At 28.3% G+C, this 18324-nt stretch carries 12 protein-coding genes and 1 other annotated feature; of the genes, 10 read left to right on the top strand and 2 right to left on the bottom strand.

Annotated features, from left to right (window positions below; translation table 11 throughout):
• Positions 1 to 86 precede the first annotated feature (86 nt).
• Together TEGL_RS15195 and TEGL_RS15190 are read left to right on the top strand one after the other, a co-directional pair.
• Positions 87 to 893, top strand: coding sequence for a MetQ/NlpA family ABC transporter substrate-binding protein (locus TEGL_RS15195; RefSeq protein ID WP_018589928.1), 807 nt, complete (start codon positions 87 to 89; stop codon positions 891 to 893).
• A gap of 151 nt (positions 894 to 1044) precedes the next feature.
• Positions 1045 to 1668, top strand: coding sequence for a PH domain-containing protein (locus TEGL_RS15190; RefSeq protein ID WP_018589927.1), 624 nt, complete (start codon positions 1045 to 1047; stop codon positions 1666 to 1668).
• Between the two features lie 83 nt (positions 1669 to 1751).
• On the opposite strand, the gene TEGL_RS15185 is transcribed toward TEGL_RS15190, so the two are convergent.
• Together TEGL_RS15185 and yidA are read right to left on the bottom strand one after the other, a co-directional pair.
• Complete coding sequence (locus TEGL_RS15185) at positions 1752 to 3548, bottom strand: sensor domain-containing diguanylate cyclase/phosphohydrolase (protein WP_018589926.1); 1797 nt, start codon at positions 3546 to 3548, stop codon at positions 1752 to 1754.
• Positions 3549 to 3680: 132 nt separating this feature from the next.
• Positions 3681 to 4499: a sugar-phosphatase gene (gene yidA / locus TEGL_RS15180; protein WP_018589925.1), complete on the bottom strand. Its 819-nt coding sequence runs from the start codon at positions 4497 to 4499 to the stop codon at positions 3681 to 3683.
• 448 nt (positions 4500 to 4947) lie between these two features.
• On the opposite strand from yidA, the gene adhE (TEGL_RS15175) reads away from it, so the two are divergent.
• From adhE (TEGL_RS15175) to TEGL_RS15140, 8 genes are all read left to right on the top strand, one after another.
• Positions 4948 to 7593, top strand: a complete 2646-nt coding sequence (gene adhE, locus TEGL_RS15175) for a bifunctional acetaldehyde-CoA/alcohol dehydrogenase (protein ID WP_018589924.1) — start codon at positions 4948 to 4950, stop codon at positions 7591 to 7593.
• Between the two features lie 278 nt (positions 7594 to 7871).
• Entirely contained in the window at positions 7872 to 9521 is a 1650-nt protein-coding gene (locus tag TEGL_RS15170) for a potassium/proton antiporter (protein WP_018589923.1), read from the top strand.
• A 58-nt stretch (positions 9522 to 9579) separates the two neighbouring features.
• Positions 9580 to 10209: an HD domain-containing protein gene (locus tag TEGL_RS15165; protein WP_051149958.1), complete on the top strand. Its 630-nt coding sequence runs from the start codon at positions 9580 to 9582 to the stop codon at positions 10207 to 10209.
• Between the two features lie 299 nt (positions 10210 to 10508).
• Entirely contained in the window at positions 10509 to 11765 is a 1257-nt protein-coding gene (gene glyA, locus TEGL_RS15160; RefSeq protein WP_018589921.1) for a serine hydroxymethyltransferase, read from the top strand.
• A gap of 289 nt (positions 11766 to 12054) precedes the next feature.
• The gene (locus TEGL_RS15155; protein ID WP_018589920.1) at positions 12055 to 12600 is read left to right on the top strand and encodes a helix-turn-helix domain-containing protein; all 546 of its coding nucleotides are present in this window, start codon (positions 12055 to 12057) and stop codon (positions 12598 to 12600) included.
• A gap of 228 nt (positions 12601 to 12828) precedes the next feature.
• Positions 12829 to 15441: a bifunctional acetaldehyde-CoA/alcohol dehydrogenase gene (adhE, locus tag TEGL_RS15150; protein WP_018589919.1), complete on the top strand. Its 2613-nt coding sequence runs from the start codon at positions 12829 to 12831 to the stop codon at positions 15439 to 15441.
• Between the two features lie 103 nt (positions 15442 to 15544).
• Positions 15545 to 15793, top strand: a binding site (T-box leader).
• Between the two features lie 66 nt (positions 15794 to 15859).
• Complete coding sequence (asnA, locus tag TEGL_RS15145; protein WP_018589918.1) at positions 15860 to 16864, top strand: aspartate--ammonia ligase; 1005 nt, start codon at positions 15860 to 15862, stop codon at positions 16862 to 16864.
• A 311-nt stretch (positions 16865 to 17175) separates the two neighbouring features.
• A complete protein-coding gene (locus tag TEGL_RS15140) occupies positions 17176 to 18297 on the top strand; it encodes a GGDEF domain-containing protein (protein ID WP_018589917.1) in 1122 nt (373 codons plus the stop codon).
• The last annotated feature ends 27 nt before the right edge of the window (positions 18298 to 18324 follow it).

The following is an 18324-nucleotide window of genomic DNA, read 5'->3' as shown; positions in this document are numbered from 1 at the left end:
TTTTTATTTTATATGGATGGAATTTCAAGTAATGGAGGAGCTACAGAGATTTTTATTTTACTACAAATTTAAGGGGGAACATTATTATGAAATTAAAAAAATTATTAAACTTAGCACTAAGTGCAGTATTATGTGCATCGTTAGTTGGATGCTCAAATTCATCGCCTGAATCTAAAGAGGATAAAATAATTAAAGTGGGAGCTACATTAGTTCCTGGTGGAGAATTATTAGAAGAGTTAAAACCACTTATAGAAGAAAAAGGATATAAGTTAGAGGTTGTAATATTTAATGATTATGTATTACCTAATGAATCATTAAATAATGGAGAAATTGATGCAAATTTATTTCAACATAAGCCTTATTTAGATGAGGCAGTAAAAAGTAAGGGATATAAAATAATGGCAGGATCTAAACTATATGTTTGTCCAGGAGTATTATATTCCAAGAAAATAAATTCTATTGAGGAATTTAAAAGTGGAGACAAGATTGCCATAAGTGATAATGCTGCCTCAGCATCAAAGTCTTTAAGATATTTGGAGAGTGAAGGATTAATAACTCTAATAGAAGGTGATATAGTTGGTGTTAATGATATTACTAAAAATCCAAAAAATTTAGAATTTGTTCAATTAGATGTGGCCCAAATACCTCCATCATTAGAAGATGTTACAGCTGGATTTGTGGATACAACTTATGCTATACCTGCAGGACTTAGTGCAAAGGAAGATGGAATTTATACAGCACCCATAAATGATGAATATGCTAATTTGCTTGTATATAGAGTAGAAGACAAAAATAGTGAAACAATAAAAGTGCTAGAAGAAGTTCTTACATCTGATAAATGCAGAGAACTTATAGAATCTAAATATAATGGAATTGTAATACCTGTATTTTAAAGTAAACATAGTTGTCTAAATGAAACATATAAAATAATACATTTCGATGAAATTTGTCCTATAATTAATGTTAAAATTATCATGATTGAATAGAAATATTAACATGATATAATATAAATGTATTAAAAAATTAAATAACTTGGAGGACAATATGGCAGGCAATATATTTGGAAAAATGGCAGCAGATACATTAGGTTTATCTGATATAGGTAAGATAATAGATCCAAAGGACTTTAACAAAGTTGATGGAGATGATTATATAATGAATGAAGATGGGGAGAAAATCTACTTTGTTATAAAATCAAAATCAGATGAGTATGTATTTACAAATAGAGGATTAATACATGTTGATGGTGCATCTGCTGTAAGTAAGAAAAGAGTAGTAAAAAGACATGAGTTTCGTAGTGAAAATGTTCATTCGGTAACACTAGAAACAGCAGGAACAGTAGATTTAGATGTTGAAATAAAATTTAGTTTTGCAGACAATTATTTTAGTATAGATGTTGATAAAAAACAAATAGAACAATTAAAAGATTTATATAAAGCTTTATTTGAAATTGGGAAAATACAACATAAAAATAAACAGTCTTATGAATATGGAATGAAAAGCTTAGACATGGCAAATGATGCTATAAGTAGATCTCGTATGGAGGGTAATACTGCTAATATGATAGAGGAAATTACTAAATTTAATTTTAGCTGGATGAGCGATATAAGAGAAAATTATAATAACAAAGATTTTGGATATGTTTTTGAAAAATATATAAATAATTAACAAAGCTAAAGAATTAGAAGTAATCTGAAAATACTATAGAATACAACTTAAAAAGTTATAAAATTAAAAATGATATAGGGGAATTATTCCTCTATATCATTAATATATTCTATGAAATAATATACTAAAGTAGGATCAAATTGTGTTCCAGCGCACCTTTGGAGCTCTTTTATAGCTTCATTTTTACTTTTTGTATTTTTATAAGGTCTATTATTAGTCATCACATCAAAAGAATCAGCAATATTAATTATTCTAGATACCAAGGGGATTTCATCTCCTTTAAGTCCAAGAGGATAGCCCTTGCCATCCCACCTTTCATGATGTGTAAGAACGCATTTTGCAACAGTATATAGTTCACTAGATGCATTTATAATGCGATACCCCTTTTCTGTATGGGTTTTCATTATTTCGAATTCTTCACTAGTAAGGGAACCTGGTTTTAATAATATATCTTCGGAAATGCCTATTTTACCAATATCATGTAATCTAGCTACGAGAATTAATTCATCTAATTCTGAAATTTTAAAGTTTAACTTTTGTCCCAAAGCTAAGGCATATTTAGTTACTCTTTTGGCATGTTCATTAGTTTCTAAGTTTTTTTCTTCTAGACTTTTTAGTAAAGAATCCATAATAGATCTTTTAATACTTTTATTATCCAATAATTTATGGCGATAAACCTTTTCTTCAGCCTTGTTTATGCAATCATAAATATTATCATCAATCTCATATTTAACTACAGTTCCCAAAGAAATACTAAGTTGCATATATTTATAATTATATTTTTTACAATCATTTAAAATTTTTTTTATTAATTTATCACATTTTAACTCATCAGCATTAGGAATAAGAATGATAAATTCATCTCCACCCCATCTAAAAACATATTCGCTTTCGCTGCAAGAGGACCTTAAAACATTAGAGATACTTCTTAGCAAATTATCACCTTCTAAATGACCAAGGGTATCATTAATTAATTTTAATCCATTAACATCGCCCATTATTATACCTAGAGGATGATATTTTGTTTTATTAAGTTTTTTTATTTTTTCCTCAAAACTATTTCTGTTATAAAGATCAGTAAGTGCATCTATTTCACTTAAATATCTTAACTTCTCTTCTAATGTTTTATGTTGAGTTATATCCCTTGATATTCCCACTATACCACGGATATTCCCAGATTCGTCAATTATGGGTGTTTTTATGCTTTCCTCAGTTATAATATGACCGTCAGGGTGCCTATAACAATTTTCAAAACTAATTGGTTTTTTAGTTTTTAAAATTTTTTTGTCTTGCTTATAGAAGTTCATGGCTCTATGTTTGTTATGCATTAAATCTAAGTCAGTTTTTTTTAATAGACTATCATCATCCAATAAATTACAATTGTGAAAATTTTTAAAGTTATTTAAAAAGGCCTTATTGTAACCTAAATATTTGGAATTTTCATCTTTGTAAAAAATTGCCTCAGGAAGTGTATCTATAATAGTTCTTAAAATATTCTTTTGATGTATTAATTCTAATTGTTTTTGCTTTTTTTCATTTATATCAATAACTATGCCTGCAATACCTTGTGTTTCTTGTTTTATGTCAAGAATAGGAAATATATAAGTTCTAAAGTATAAACCTTTAATAAGTACTTCAGAAATAGTGACTTTTTTTGTTATTAATGTATTTTTAAGTTGTTCATTATAAGTATCAGACTTTTCTTTAGATAATACATCAACAGTTTTTTTTCCAATGACATCACATGCTTTTACGTTATATAAATTTTCATAATGATCATTTATAAAAATTATTTTTGTGTCAATGTCTTGTATCCATACAGGATAAGGTATATTTTCTAAAAATAATTTATATATGTCTGTAGAATTATTATTCTCCATTATATAAGCTCCTTTTGAATGTATTTTGGCAAATTATAACAATGAATATTTTACAATTATTTTATAATTATGTCTACAACTACTATATAAAAAGGAACTACTAAAACTTATATATAGTAGTTCCTGCTAAAGTTATCTTTCTTCTAGTATGAATTTATTTATAACATGAGCAACTCCATCTTCATCATTAGAAAGAGTAATATAATCTGCTAAGTCTTTTATTTCTCTTGTAGAATTTCCCATGGCAACTCCAAGTCCTGCATATTCTATCATATGTTTATCATTTTCTGCATCTCCAACACAGATGATTTCACCTTTTTTTATACCAAGCTCTTGGGCAAGAAGTGAAATACCATTACCTTTATTGGCATTTGGATTTAAGAATTCTAAAAATGAAGGAGTGCTTCTTACTATAGTATATTTTTCGTAGTATTCTTTAGGAATTTTTTTTATACATTCATCTAATATTTCTGGATGATCTACCATCATAAATTTAGACATGGCAATATCTTTTGGAACTTCATCTAATGTAGCCACATTTAAATGAACTCCAGTAAGATGGCATTCAAATACTGTATAATCACTGATATCTTTATTAAAAGTATAAATAGTTTTAGTATCATAAAAATGACTTCTAGACCCAACTTTAAGGCTTAGATTGTATAAATCTACTAAGTCTTCATATTTTAATGTTAAGTGAGATACAGGATTTTTAGTAAATGTATCTTGAACTAAAGCCCCATTGAAAGTAGCAGCATAATCTCCCTCTTCTTTAAGACTTAATTCATCTATGAATTTTTCAACACCTTTTAATGGTCTGCCAGTACATAAAACTACTTTAACACCTTTTTCTTTTGCTTTTTTTATAGACCTCTTTACACCTTCTGTAAGTTGGTGTGAACTATTGATTAAAGTTCCATCAATATCTAATGCAATTAATTTGTAATTCATAAATCCTCCTGTTGCATGTTAAAAATGTAAATTATCTTTAAATAACTACATTAATAAACTTACATATTAATAGTTTTTGATAATATTAATTATTGAAATTTATTAGTAGTAATTTTCAAGAACAATATATAGTTTAAAAGTTTTTATAACTAAATTCAATAAAAATTCATTGGAATAAAATTAATTGTTAAAAAATAAACTATATAAAATATTAATATTAGCATATAATTTATTTTTAGTAATTAAAAACATACAATTTTAAAATTAGAATATAAGTGGGTTTGGATAGTGTTATATATATTGATTTAATTTTATATATTAATTTGATAAAAATTTAACAAATATATTGACAGGTAAAATAAGATAATTTATTATAAATAGTATGAAGAAGTTGTTAAAAATATAACAAAGTTTATTAACATTATAATTATATAGGGGGAGTCTCGAAATGAGTAAAGAAACAAAAAAAGTTAAAGTTGTAAATCAAGAAGTAAATGTTGAAAGCATGATTAATGAATTAGTGGAAAAGGCAACTATAGCTAAAGAGGCTATGTTAAAGTTAGATCAAGAATCAGTAGATAAGATAGTAGCAGCTATGGCAAAAGCCGGACTTGATAAGCATATAGAACTTGCTCAATTTGCAGTAAACGAAACAGGAAGAGGAATATTTGAAGATAAGGTAACAAAAAATATTTTTGCTACAGAATATATATATAACAGTATAAAATACAAAAAAACAGTTGGGGTAATAGAAGAAAACGATGAAGAAGGATATATGATGGTGGCTGAACCAATAGGTGTAGTAGCTGGGGTAACTCCTGTTACAAATCCAACTTCAACAACAATGTTTAAAACTTTAATATCTATGAAAGGGAGAAATCCAATAATATTTAGTTTTCATCCGTCAGCTCAAAAATGTTCTGCTGAAGCAGCTAGAATATTAAGAGATGCAGCTATAGAAGCCGGAGCTCCAGAAAATTGTGTGCAATGGATAGAGATACCATCATTAGAAGCATCAAGTGCATTAATGAAGCATAATGGAGTATCATTAATACTTGCAACAGGTGGACCGGGAATGGTTAAGTCTGCTTATTCTGCAGGAAAACCAGCACTTGGAGTTGGAGCAGGAAATGTACCTTGTTTCATAGAAAAATCTGCGGATATAAAACAAGCAGTAAATGATTTAATATTATCTAAATCATTTGATAACGGAATGATATGTGCTTCTGAGCAAGCAGTTATAATAGAAGAATGTATATACGATGAAGTAGTAGCTTTACTTAAGCATTACAACTGTCACTTCGTATATGGAAAAGAAAAAGAATTATTAGAAAAAACAGTTATAAATCCAGAAACTAAAACATTAAATCCAAATATAGTTGGACAAAGTCCATACACAATAGCTAAGATGGCAGGATTTGAAGTTCCAAAAGATGCTAAAATATTAGTTGCTGAAATAGAAGGTGTTGGAATGGATTATCCATTATCAAAAGAAAAATTATCTCCAGTTTTAGCTTGTATAAAGGTAAAAAATGCTGAAGAAGGAGTGCAAAAATGTGTTGAAATGACAGAATTTGGTGGACTTGGACATTCAGCGGTTATTCACTCAAATAACGATGATGTAATATTAGAATTCTCAAATAGAGTAAGAACGGGAAGGCTTTTAGTAAATGCACCATCTACTCATGGAGCAATAGGAGATATATACAACGTAAATACTCCATCATTAACTTTAGGATGCGGATCAATGGGTAATAACTCAACCACAGATAACGTATCTGCTGTAAACTTAATAAATGTTAAGAAAGTTACTAAAAGGAGAGTTAATATGCAATGGTTCAAAGTTCCTCAAAGAATATATCATGAAGTAGGTTCAATACAATACTTAGAGAAACTACCAAATGTTGAAAGAGTAATGATTGTAACTGATAGAATGATGGTTCAACTTGGATATGTTGATAAATTAGAATATCAATTAAGAAAAAGAAGAAATCCAGTAATGATAGAGGTATTTGCTGATGTAGAACCAGATCCATCAGTAGATACAGTACTAAATGGTGCTGAAGCAATGAGAAAGTTCCAGCCAGACACAGTAATAGCTTTAGGTGGGGGGTCTGCAATGGATGCAGCTAAAGGTATGTGGTTATTCTACGAAAATCCAGAAGCAGACTTTGAAGATTTAAGACTTAAATTTGCAGATATAACAAAAAGAGTTTATAAGTTCCCTAAATTAGGAAGAAAAGCTAAAATGGTAGCTATACCAACTACTTCAGGAACAGGTTCAGAAGTAACTTCATTTGCAGTTATAACTGACAAAGTAAATAATGTTAAATACCCATTAGCTGATTATGAGTTAACTCCAGATGTAGCTATAATAGACCCACAATTTGTAATGTCTGTACCAGCTGCTGTTACTGCAGATACAGGACTTGACGTGTTAACACATGCAATAGAAGCATATGTATCTATAATGGCAACTGATTATACAGATGCTCTTGCAATGAAAGCTATACAAATGGTATTTGAATATTTACCGTTATCATACAAAGGTGGACATACTGCTGAAGGTAGAGAAGCTAGAGAAAAAATGCACAACGCATCTTGTATGGCAGGGATGGCATTTGCCAATGCTTTCTTAGGTGTAAACCACTCATTAGCTCATAAGTTAGGATCTGAGTTCCATATACCACATGGTAGAGCTAATGCAATATTATTACCACACGTAATAGAGTACAATGCACAAATGCCAACTAAATTTGCTGCATTCCCTAAATATAAATCTTTCGTAGCAGATAAGAAGTATGCTGAAATAGCAAAAGTTCTTGGATTAAAAGCTAATACAACTGAAGAAGGTGTTAAGAGTTTAGTTGAGGCTATTAGAGATTTAATGAAGAAACTAAATATACCAATGTCTATAGAAGAATGTGGCATAGTAAGAGAAACTTACTTTGCTGCAATTGAAAAATTAGCTTTAGATGCATTTGACGATCAATGTACTCCAGCTAACCCAAGATTACCATTGGTAACTGAATTACATGAGATATATAAGAATATATATCCAGCCCAAAAAGTATTAAAAGAATCTAAAAAATAAGAAAAAATATTAGTATAAAAATGGTTTAATTAGTGATTCTTTAAAAATATAACCTTAAAATTAATATTTTGTGCAATACAAGAGACCTTCTATAAAAAATAGAAGGTTTTTGTATGTAAAATTACAAAAATTGACAATAAAAGATATTTAAGGTTAAAATTAAGTTAAAACTCAGTTAAAAATAAGTTAAAATTAAATTGACAAACTATTAACTTATAATTTTTATATTATAATTGTGTATAATAATATAAAAAAATTATATATAAAGGAGTGGTAGGATGATAAAATTGATGGTTATAAGCGCTCTTGTAATATTAACTTGCGTTACATCCAGTAAAGTATTATATAAATTTGGGGTACCCATACTTTTAATATTTATAATACTGGGCATGGTCTTTGGAGCAGATGGCATATTCGGAATTGACTATAATAATTTTGAATTAACAAAAGATATTTGTACCTTAGCCCTTATATTTATAATGTTTTTTGGTGGGTTTGGTACAAACTGGAAGATGGCAAAACCTATTGCTATTCCATCCATATTAATGTCAACCATAGGAGTAGTTATAACAGCAGGTCTTACAGGCGCATTTTGCTATGGCGTATTAAAAACTACATGGTTAGAAAGCCTTCTTATAGGTTCTATAGTAGCATCTACAGATGCAGCTTCAGTGTTCTCTATACTTCGTTCACAAAAATTAAATCTAAAAGGTTCAATTGCATCTATATTAGAAATTGAAAGTGGAAGTAATGATCCTTTTGCGTATATGTTAACTATAATTATACTTTCATTAATGTCTAATAAAGGATATTCAAGTATAGTACCAATGCTATTTAGTCAGATTGTAGTAGGGATTATATTAGCTATTGTCTTATCCAAATTAACTATATATTTATTGAGGCATATAAACTTTGAAATAGATGGGTTTTATCCCATATTTGTAACAGCTATTGCAGTGTTATCTTATGGATTAAGCGAGTTATTTGGTGGAAATGGTTATTTAAGTGCATATATAGCAGGAATAATAATTGGGAATAGTAAAATTCCTCACAAAAAAAGTATATTTGAATTTTTTGATAGCATATCATGGCTTATGCAAATAATATTATTTTTCTTATTAGGATTATTATCTTACCCATCTCAAATGTCTAATATAATGGTGCAAGGCATTGCAATATCTATATTTATGATATTTATAGCAAGACCTATAGCTACATTTAGTATTCTAAGTTGGTTCAAAATACCTTTCAAACAGCAGATATTTATATCTTGGGTAGGTCTTAGAGGAGCTGCATCCATAGCTTTTGCCATATTTGCAATAACTTATGGAGTTCCCATTAATAGTGATATATTTCACATTATATTCTTTATAGCATTATTCTCTGTTGGAGTACAAGGTACTCTTATACCTAAAGTTGCATTAAAATTAGATCTAATAGATGATGAATCTTCAGTTTTTAAAACATTTAATGACTATAAAGAAGATAAAAGCACAAAGCTAATAGAAATATCAATCACTGAAGATAGTAATTTGGCAAATAAAACTATTATGGATAGTAATATACCAGAGGATATTCTTATAGTGATGATAAAACGAGAAGGAGATGTATTTGTTCCAAATGGTTCTACAAAAGTAATTCCTGGAGATATATTAGTTGTAACAGGAAATAACTTTGATAAATTGAGAATGTATCAAGAAGGAAAGAGTACAAAACTCATGGAAGTATGTGTGGGAGTTACAGGTAATTTTGTAAATAAAACAATTTCAGAGGCAGATATACCAGATGAAATTCTTGTAGCTATGATAAAGAGAAAAGGAGAAATAATTATTCCGAATGGTTCAACACAAATACTTCCTAATGATATATTAGTAATAACAGGAACTGATGTTAGTGATATAGATAAATTAGATATTGTTAATTATTAAGTGTAAATTAATAAGTCTGAAAATTAAAATTAATGAATAAATGAGGAAATTTTAAACTATGACAAAAAATATAAATATAAGAAAAGAACTTGAAGAAGTGTTGTTAACAGATGAAAAACCATCTAGATATTTTATGGGTTTAAAAGATGGTAATAATTTGGATATGGAATTTCCTGAAGTAGGTGATTTGATAGGCGTAATTCAATCTCCTATACATCATCCAGAAGGTGATGTATTTAATCATACTATGATGGTAATAGATGAGGCTTCAAAGTTAAAAAATAAAGCTAAAAATCCAATTGGATTTATGTATTCAGCCTTATGTCATGATTTTGGAAAAGTGATTACAACTACAACTAAAGAAGATGGAAAAATAATTTCTTATAATCATGAAAGAGCCGGATTAAAATTGGTTAGGAAATTTTTAAATAGAACAATTAGAAAAGAAGAGAATGAAATTAGAGATTATGTACTAAACATGGTAGAACTTCACATGCAACCAAATCAATTGGCAAATCAAAATAGCAGGTTGAAAAGTACTCGAAAGTTATTTAATAAGTCAGTTTGTCCACAAGATTTGATACTATTGGCAAAGGCAGACGCCCTTGGAAGATCATTAAATGAAGATTACTCACTTAAGGAAACTTATCTAAAAAATGCATTAAAGGATTTTCAGAAACTAGAATAATTATAATGTTAAAAAAGAAAAAAATTACAAATTAATATAAATATATATTAAAAGTCTGTTCTATGAAAAATATAACAGACTTTTTTGTTTACAAAAATTGTAAAATAAAAAATACGTCTAAAAGTGTTTAATTAAATTTAAAATATTAAAATATAATTGACAAAATTGGAATAAGAAACTACTATTTAATTAATATAATTTAATTAATTAAAAATAATTGAACGTAGATACATATACTTAGAATAAAAATAGTTTAATAGTTTTTCAGATATTAATAATATTTTAAGGGGGAAATAATTATGTTAAAAACAACAAAAATAACTGACCCACAATTATATTCAATAGTACAAAAAGAATTAGAAAGACAAAAATACAATATAGAAATGATAGCATCTGAAAGTTCTGCGCCAACAGAAATATTGGAGCTTATGGGAAGTGTATTTGTAAATAAAACAGAAGAAGGCCTTCCAGGTAAAAGATATCAAGCGGGATCACAATACGCTGATGAAGTGGAAAATTTATGTATTGAAAGAGCAAAAGAAGCCTTTGGTTGTGAATATGTAAATGTTCAAGCTTATTCAGGAGCAACTGCCAACTATACCGTATTTAATGCTGTACTTGATCCAGGAGACAAAATACTTGCCATGAGGTTAGATCACGGTGGACATTTAACTCATGGATCCCCAGCAAATTTTGTAAGTAAAATATTTAACTATGAGCACTATGGTGTAGATTTAGAGAGAGAAACAATAAATTATGATGAGGTTGAAGAGAAGGCCTTAGCATTTAAACCTAAAATGATAATAGCTGGGGCTAGCGCTTATCCAAGACTTATAGATTATAAAAGAATGAGGGAAATTGCTGATGAAGTTGGAGCATATTTAATGGTAGACATGGCTCATATATCAGGACTTATAGGTGCTGGGGTAATTCCTTCACCTATACCTTATGCAGATTTCTGTACATCTTCTTGTTCAAAAACAATTTGTGGTCCTAGAGGGGGATTTGTAATGTGTAAAGAAAAGTATGCAAAAGCATTAAATAGATCCACTTTCCCAGGAACACTTGGTTCTATACAAATAAATGGTATTGCAGCGAAAGCAAATATGTTTAAGAGAGTAAGAGAGCCAGAGTTTATTGCTGTAATGGAAAGAGTTTTAGATAATGCTAAATATTTAGCAAAAGAATTGGAAGCAAGGGGATTTAGAATAGTAAGTGGCGGAACTGATAACCATACAGTACTTGTTGATTTAAGAGGTAAAAAAATAACTGGAAAACAGTTTGATCAAGCCCTTGAATCTATAGGTATAACAGTAAATAAAAATACTATTCCAAATGATCCAGAAAGTCCATTTGTTACAAGTGGTGTACGTATAGGACTTACAGCGGTATCGGAACGTGGGTTTGGTCATGCTGAAATCGCTGAAATCGCTGAGATAATGGAAAAAGTTGCGAATAATATAGATAATGAAGAGATTTTGAAAGAATGTAAAGTTCAAGCAAGAAACTTAATTTCAAAATTCCCTCTATATCCAGAAAGGTATTTTGAAGATTAAAAAGAGCCTCTCACAGTAATAGGTATATTTTTTAAATAGACCTTTTGCTTAAATTATTAATATATAACATAAAAATGGTGGGCGTAAGATACATGCTCACCATTTTTTATATTTAAAGTGATAGTGATACTAATAAAATAAAAATATTGTATAAAAATAAGTATGTGTTAAATTTAATTTATTAAAATGAATTGTATTTAATGATAAAGCGGAGGATTAAGAGATTATGGTATAATAAAAAGAAAACAAAGTTTATAGATTATCATATAAATTTTTAAGGAGATTATAAATGAGTGATTTAAATATAGGGGAAAAAATAGCACAATACAGAAAAAGTAAAGGTTTAAGTATAAGAGAGTTAGCAAAAATGGCAGAAGTTACACCATCATTACTAAGTCAGATAGAAAGAGGCTTGGCAAATCCATCGGTTAACTCTCTAAAGTCCATAGCAAATGCATTGAATGCACCATTATTTACATTTTTTACTTCTGAGGTAATAAAAGAAGATTTAATTGTAAGAGGAAATAATAGAAAAAAAGTAATACTTCCTGGAGCTGACAATGTTATATATGAGATGCTAGCACCTGGTGTAAGCCATAATTTAGAATTTGCTATTATGGATTTATCGCCCAAATCATCATCATGTACTGACTATATTCATCACAATGGATATGAAATTGCCTATGTATTAGAAGGCGAAGTTACCTTACATTTAGATGATGAAAAATTTGAATTAAAGAAAGAGGACAGTGTAAAGATTCCTGTTGGAATGAAACATAGATGGGAAAATAATAGTGATTTAGAATCAAAAATTATATTTGCTGTTTTATTATAAAAATAGATAGCTTTTATGAATTAAAAGGCCTGATTATCATTGATATTGATATCAGGCCTTAATATTTATTTAAATTATTTTATAGATTATTAATAAAACATATGCATTGATTTTTAATTACAAATTAGTTTTGAAAGATGTGGAATTAAATATAAGGTATAAATATATAAATAATCATCAAAAATATAACAAATTTAAAAATAATTATATTTGGTGAGGATTAGCATAATGAATAAAGACATAAAAAATACTAAAAATCTAAAAGAAGAAAAAAATGTAGAAAATATGATTGATGAATTAGTCAAAAGAGCTAATATGGCAATGGAAGAAATGTTAAATTTGGACCAAGAGAAAATAGATAAAATAGTTCAAGCTATGGCAAAAGCAGGACTTGATAAGCATATTGAATTGGCTAAAATGGCTGTGGATGAAACTAAAATGGGAATTTTTGAAGATAAAGTAACAAAAAATATTTTTGCAACGGAATATATCTATAACAGTATAAAATATAAAAAGACTGTTGGAATTATAGAAGAAAACGAGGAAGAAGGATATATGATGGTAGCAGAACCTATAGGAGTAGTTGCAGGGGTAACGCCTGTTACTAATCCTACATCAACAACTATGTTCAAAGCCTTAATATCCATAAAATCAAGAAATCCAATAATATTTAGTTTTCACCCATCTGCACAAAAATGCTCATCTGAAGCAGCTAGAATATTAAGAAATGCAGCCATAAGAGAAGGGGCACCAAAAGACTGTATACAATGGATAGAGAAGCCGTCATTAGAGGCATCTAATGAACTTATGAAACATAAGGGTACATCAATAATTTTAGCAACTGGTGGACCTGGAATGGTTAAATCAGCATATTCTTCTGGTAAGCCAGCTCTAGGAGTTGGAGCAGGAAACGTTCCTTGTTTTATTGAAAAATCTGCAGATATTAATCAAGCAGTTAATGATTTAATAATGTCTAAGTCCTTTGATAATGGTGTGATATGTGCTTCTGAGCAGGCTGTAATAATAGAAGATGAAATATATAAAGATGTTGTTTCTTTAATGAAAAATAATAAATGCTATTTTGTAAATAATAAAGAAAAACAATTGCTAGAAAATACCGTTATAAACAGTGAAACTAAATCATTAAATCCTAAAATAGTAGGTCAAAGTGCTTATATAATAGCACAGATGTCAGGATTTGTAGTGCCAAAAGACACTAAAATATTGGTTGCAGAAATTAGTGGAGTAGGAGAGAATTATCCTTTATCAAAAGAAAAGCTTAGTCCAGTATTGGCTTGTATAAAGGTAAAAAATGCAGATGAAGGTATAGAAATGTGTGTTAAAATGACTTTATTTGGAGGTCTTGGACACTCTGCATGTATACATTCAAATGATGATAATATAATTTTGAAGTTTAGTAATAAAGTAAAAACAGGAAGGCTTTTAATAAATACACCATCAAGCCAAGGAGCAATAGGTGGTATATATAATTCAAATATACCATCATTAACTTTAGGTTGTGGTTCTATGGGTAATAACTCTACTACAGATAATATATCTGCACTTAATTTAATCAATCTTAAAAGAGTGGCAAAGAGATCTACAAATATGCAGTGGTTCAAAGTTCCAGATCGAATTTATCATGAAATGGGGTCTATTCAATATTTGGAGAAATTACCAAATGCAGAAAGAATCATCATAATTACGGATATAACTATGGAAAATATGGGATACGTAAAGAAAATAGAATATCGATTAAGAAAAAGAAAAAATCCAGTTATGATAGAAAAGTTTACAGAGGTTGAAGTAGATCCATCGGTAGAGACTGTATTAAATGGAGCTGAGGAAATGGTTAAATTTAAACCAGATACAATTATAGCATTAGGTGGAGGCTCAGTAATAGATGCAGCAAAAGGAATGTGGTTATTCTATGAAAATCCACAAGTGAATTTCGAAGATTTAAAACTTAAATTTATGGATATAAGAAAAAGAGTTTATAAGTTCCCTAAATTAGGGAAAAAAGCACAATTAGTGGCAATACCGACCACATCAGGAACAGGATCAGAAGTTACTTCTTTTGCAGTTATAACAGACAAAGAAAATAATATAAAATATCCTTTAGCTGACTATGAATTAACACCAGATGTGGCAATAGTGGATCCTCAATTTGTTATGAGTTTACCAAAATCAGTTATTGCAGATACAGGATTAGATGTACTAACTCATGCAATAGAAGCATATGTTTCTGTAATGGCGACAGATTACACAGATGCACTGGCTTTAAAAGCTATAGAAATGGTATTCAAATATTTACCAATATCATATAAAAGTGAAGATTTAGCTGAATATAAAGAAGCTAGAGAAAAAATGCACAATGCTTCTTGCATTGCTGGAATGGCATTTGCGAATGCTTTTTTAGGTATAAATCATTCTTTAGCTCATAAACTTGGAGCACAGTTTCATATACCTCATGGAAAAGCAAATGCAATTTTATTACCTTATGTAATAGAATATAATTCACAAATACCAAGTAAGCTCACGGCATTTCCTAAATACAAATCTTTTGTAGCCAATAAAAAATATTGGGAAATTTCAAAAACACTTGGATTAAAAGCAGATAGTGTTGAAGAGGGTGTTGAAAATTTAATTGAAGAAATAAGAAGATTAATGAGAGTGTTAAATGAACCAATGATTATTAAAGAGTGCGGCATAGAAAAAGATGAGTATTTTTCTGTTATAGAAAAATTATCTTTAGAAGCCTTTGATGATCAATGTACTTCTGCTAATCCAAGATCGCCATTAGTTAGTGAATTAAAAGAACTATATAATAAAATATATTAAAAATAAGAATAATTTTTTTATAATGAGATATAATATTTTTAAAAAAATTTATTGACAAATAATATTTATTCGTATAATATTACTATTAATTAGTTAAAAAAGAATAAAAGCAATGAAGGGAAGAGTAATTATAATACAGAGTTAAAGCGAGCTGGTTATGGTGTGAGTCCAGTACAAAGTATATAATGAAGAACCTCCCAGAGCCACTAACCGAAATCTAATAGAGAGTAGACTTAGTCGGAACCAAGCCGTTACCTACTTGGCAATGTATTATTTAGTACGTTGAATGAGTTGAACTTTTATTAAAGTTAAATTAGGTGGTACCGCGGAAGTCTAGCCTTTCGTCCTATTTATTATAGGACGAAAGGCTTTTTTTATTGGAAAAATCACAATAATAAATCAAAAGGAGTGAAGTAATATGTGTTTAGTAATACCAGAAAGATATGAAACAAGTTTAGGGGTTATAGAAACTCAACAGGCAATAAAGGATTTAAAGGATTTTTTTGAAAATAGATTAGGAGAAATGTTAAAATTGACAAGAGTATCTTCTCCATTATTTGTTCTACCAGAAACAGGTACAAACGATAACTTAAATGGTGTGGAAAAACCAGTGAGCTTTCAAGTTCCTTATTTAAGAAAAGATGCAGAGATAGTCCATTCTTTAGCTAAATGGAAGAGAATGGCTCTTAAAAAATACGGGTTCCCTGTAGGTAGAGGTTTATATACTGATATGAACGCTATTAGAAAAGATGAAGAATTAGATAACTTACATTCTTTATATGTTGACCAATGGGATTGGGAACTTATAATAAATAAAGAAGATAGAACTATGGAAACATTAAAAAAAGTTGTAAGAGATTTATATAAGGTTTTTAAGGAAACTGAAGAACATGTTCATGGTATATATCCTGAAGTAGAATGTATATTACCGGAGGAAATAACTTTCATAACTTCACAGGAGCTACTAGATATGTATCCTGATTTAAGTGCAAAAGAAAGAGAAAATGCCATTGTAAAAGATAAAAAAGCAGTTTTTTTAATGCAAATAGGAAAAGTATTAAGTAGCGGAGAGAAGCACGATGGAAGAAGTCCTGACTATGATGACTGGGATTTAAATGGAGATATATTATTCTATAATCCAGTATTAGATAATGCTATAGAACTTTCTTCGATGGGAATTAGAGTAGATGAAGAAGCATTAGAAAGACAATTAAAAGCAGCTAAATGCGAAGACAGAAAAGAATTAGATTACCACAAAGATTTGTTAGAGGGTAAGTTACCATATACAATAGGTGGAGGTATAGGTCAATCTAGAATATGTATGTTCTTCTTAAATAAAGCTCATATAGGTGAAGTACAAGTAGGAATATGGCCTCAAGATATGATTGAAGAATGTGGTCAAGCAGGAATAACTTTATTATAATTTATAAATTTTTAGTAAAAATATTACTAAATTTTAATAAAAACTCATATTATTAAACAAAAGTTACATTAACATTAAAATTTGAAAATATGATAAAATAAGTTCACAATGTGTAGTTTTGACAACATAAGGTAGGTTGTCAAAACTACTTTTTTGTATGTAAACTACATATTTTAATTTGAAATAAAGTATTCAACTATACTCAAAATTATTTTTTATAAATTTTGTAATACATTTTTCTATACATTTGTATATAATTTAGATAAGAAAGTAATATGAAAGTAGTAATTTCTTACTACTGAGGGGGAAAAATGTATAAAGGAATTTTACCAATTATAGATTTAGATATAATTGTGGTTATTTTTTTGATAGTTATGTTGCATAAATATAAGACAAAATTTAAAATGTATGAAAAAATAAACAAAACTTATGTTTATATAATAATTACCACTATAATAATTATAATTTTAGAGATATTAGATAAAATTTTATTATTACATCATAATACTATTCTTGTTCCTATTACAAAAATAATTAATATTATAGGATTTGGATTATCTCCAATGGTATCGTTTTTGTGGATGATATATTTATTGCAATACTTTAACATGGAGCTAAAATCAAAACTTATAATAATACCACTAATAATAAATTTTTTAATCAGTTTATTGAGCTATAAATATGGATTCATATTTGAAGTTAATAATTTAAACGTATATAATAGAGGTACTTTTTTTCTTGCACCTATTCTTATAACATATTTTTACTTTATGACAAGCTTAATAATTATATTTAAAAATAAAGAAAAAATAGAAGATAAAGAATATATAAATTTGATTATGTTTGAAGCTATACCTTTTTTTTCAGCAATAATTCAAATACTTTTAAATAATTTAGTACTTATTTGGGGATCTGTAGGAATATCTTTAGTAATACACTATATATATCTTCAAGAAAAACTTTTAAGATATGATAACTTAACAGGTGTATGGAATAGGATGACTAGCGAATTATATATATATAATAACTTTATAAATAAAAATAAGCCATTCTCACTTGTTTATGTGGATGTTAATGACTTTAAACTTGTTAATGATACCTATGGTCACAATGAAGGAGATAAAGCATTAATAAATATTGCTAATTTTCTAAAATATTACTTTAAAGGTATAGGTAAAGTAGGTAGAATGGGTGGAGATGAATTTATTATAATTATGTACAAAGAAAATGAAATTCAAATAAATAGTATGATTAGAGATGTAAATATTCAACTATGTAAATATAATATTAAATTAAATAAACCATACAACTTAACTATAAGCACTGGATATAAAAAATTTTATAATGATTATTCACAAATTGCTGATTATATTAAAGATATTGATAAGTTAATGTATATAAACAAACAAAAAATAAAGAAAAAGTTACATTAGTCAACTGCTAGAAATACAGAGGGGAGA

The organism is Terrisporobacter glycolicus ATCC 14880 = DSM 1288, assembly GCF_036812735.1.
GTDB classification, from domain to species: Bacteria; Bacillota; Clostridia; order Peptostreptococcales; family Peptostreptococcaceae; genus Terrisporobacter; species Terrisporobacter glycolicus.
The sequence above is the reverse complement of the archived record's forward strand: the minus strand, read 5'-3'. Positions and strand labels throughout refer to the sequence as shown.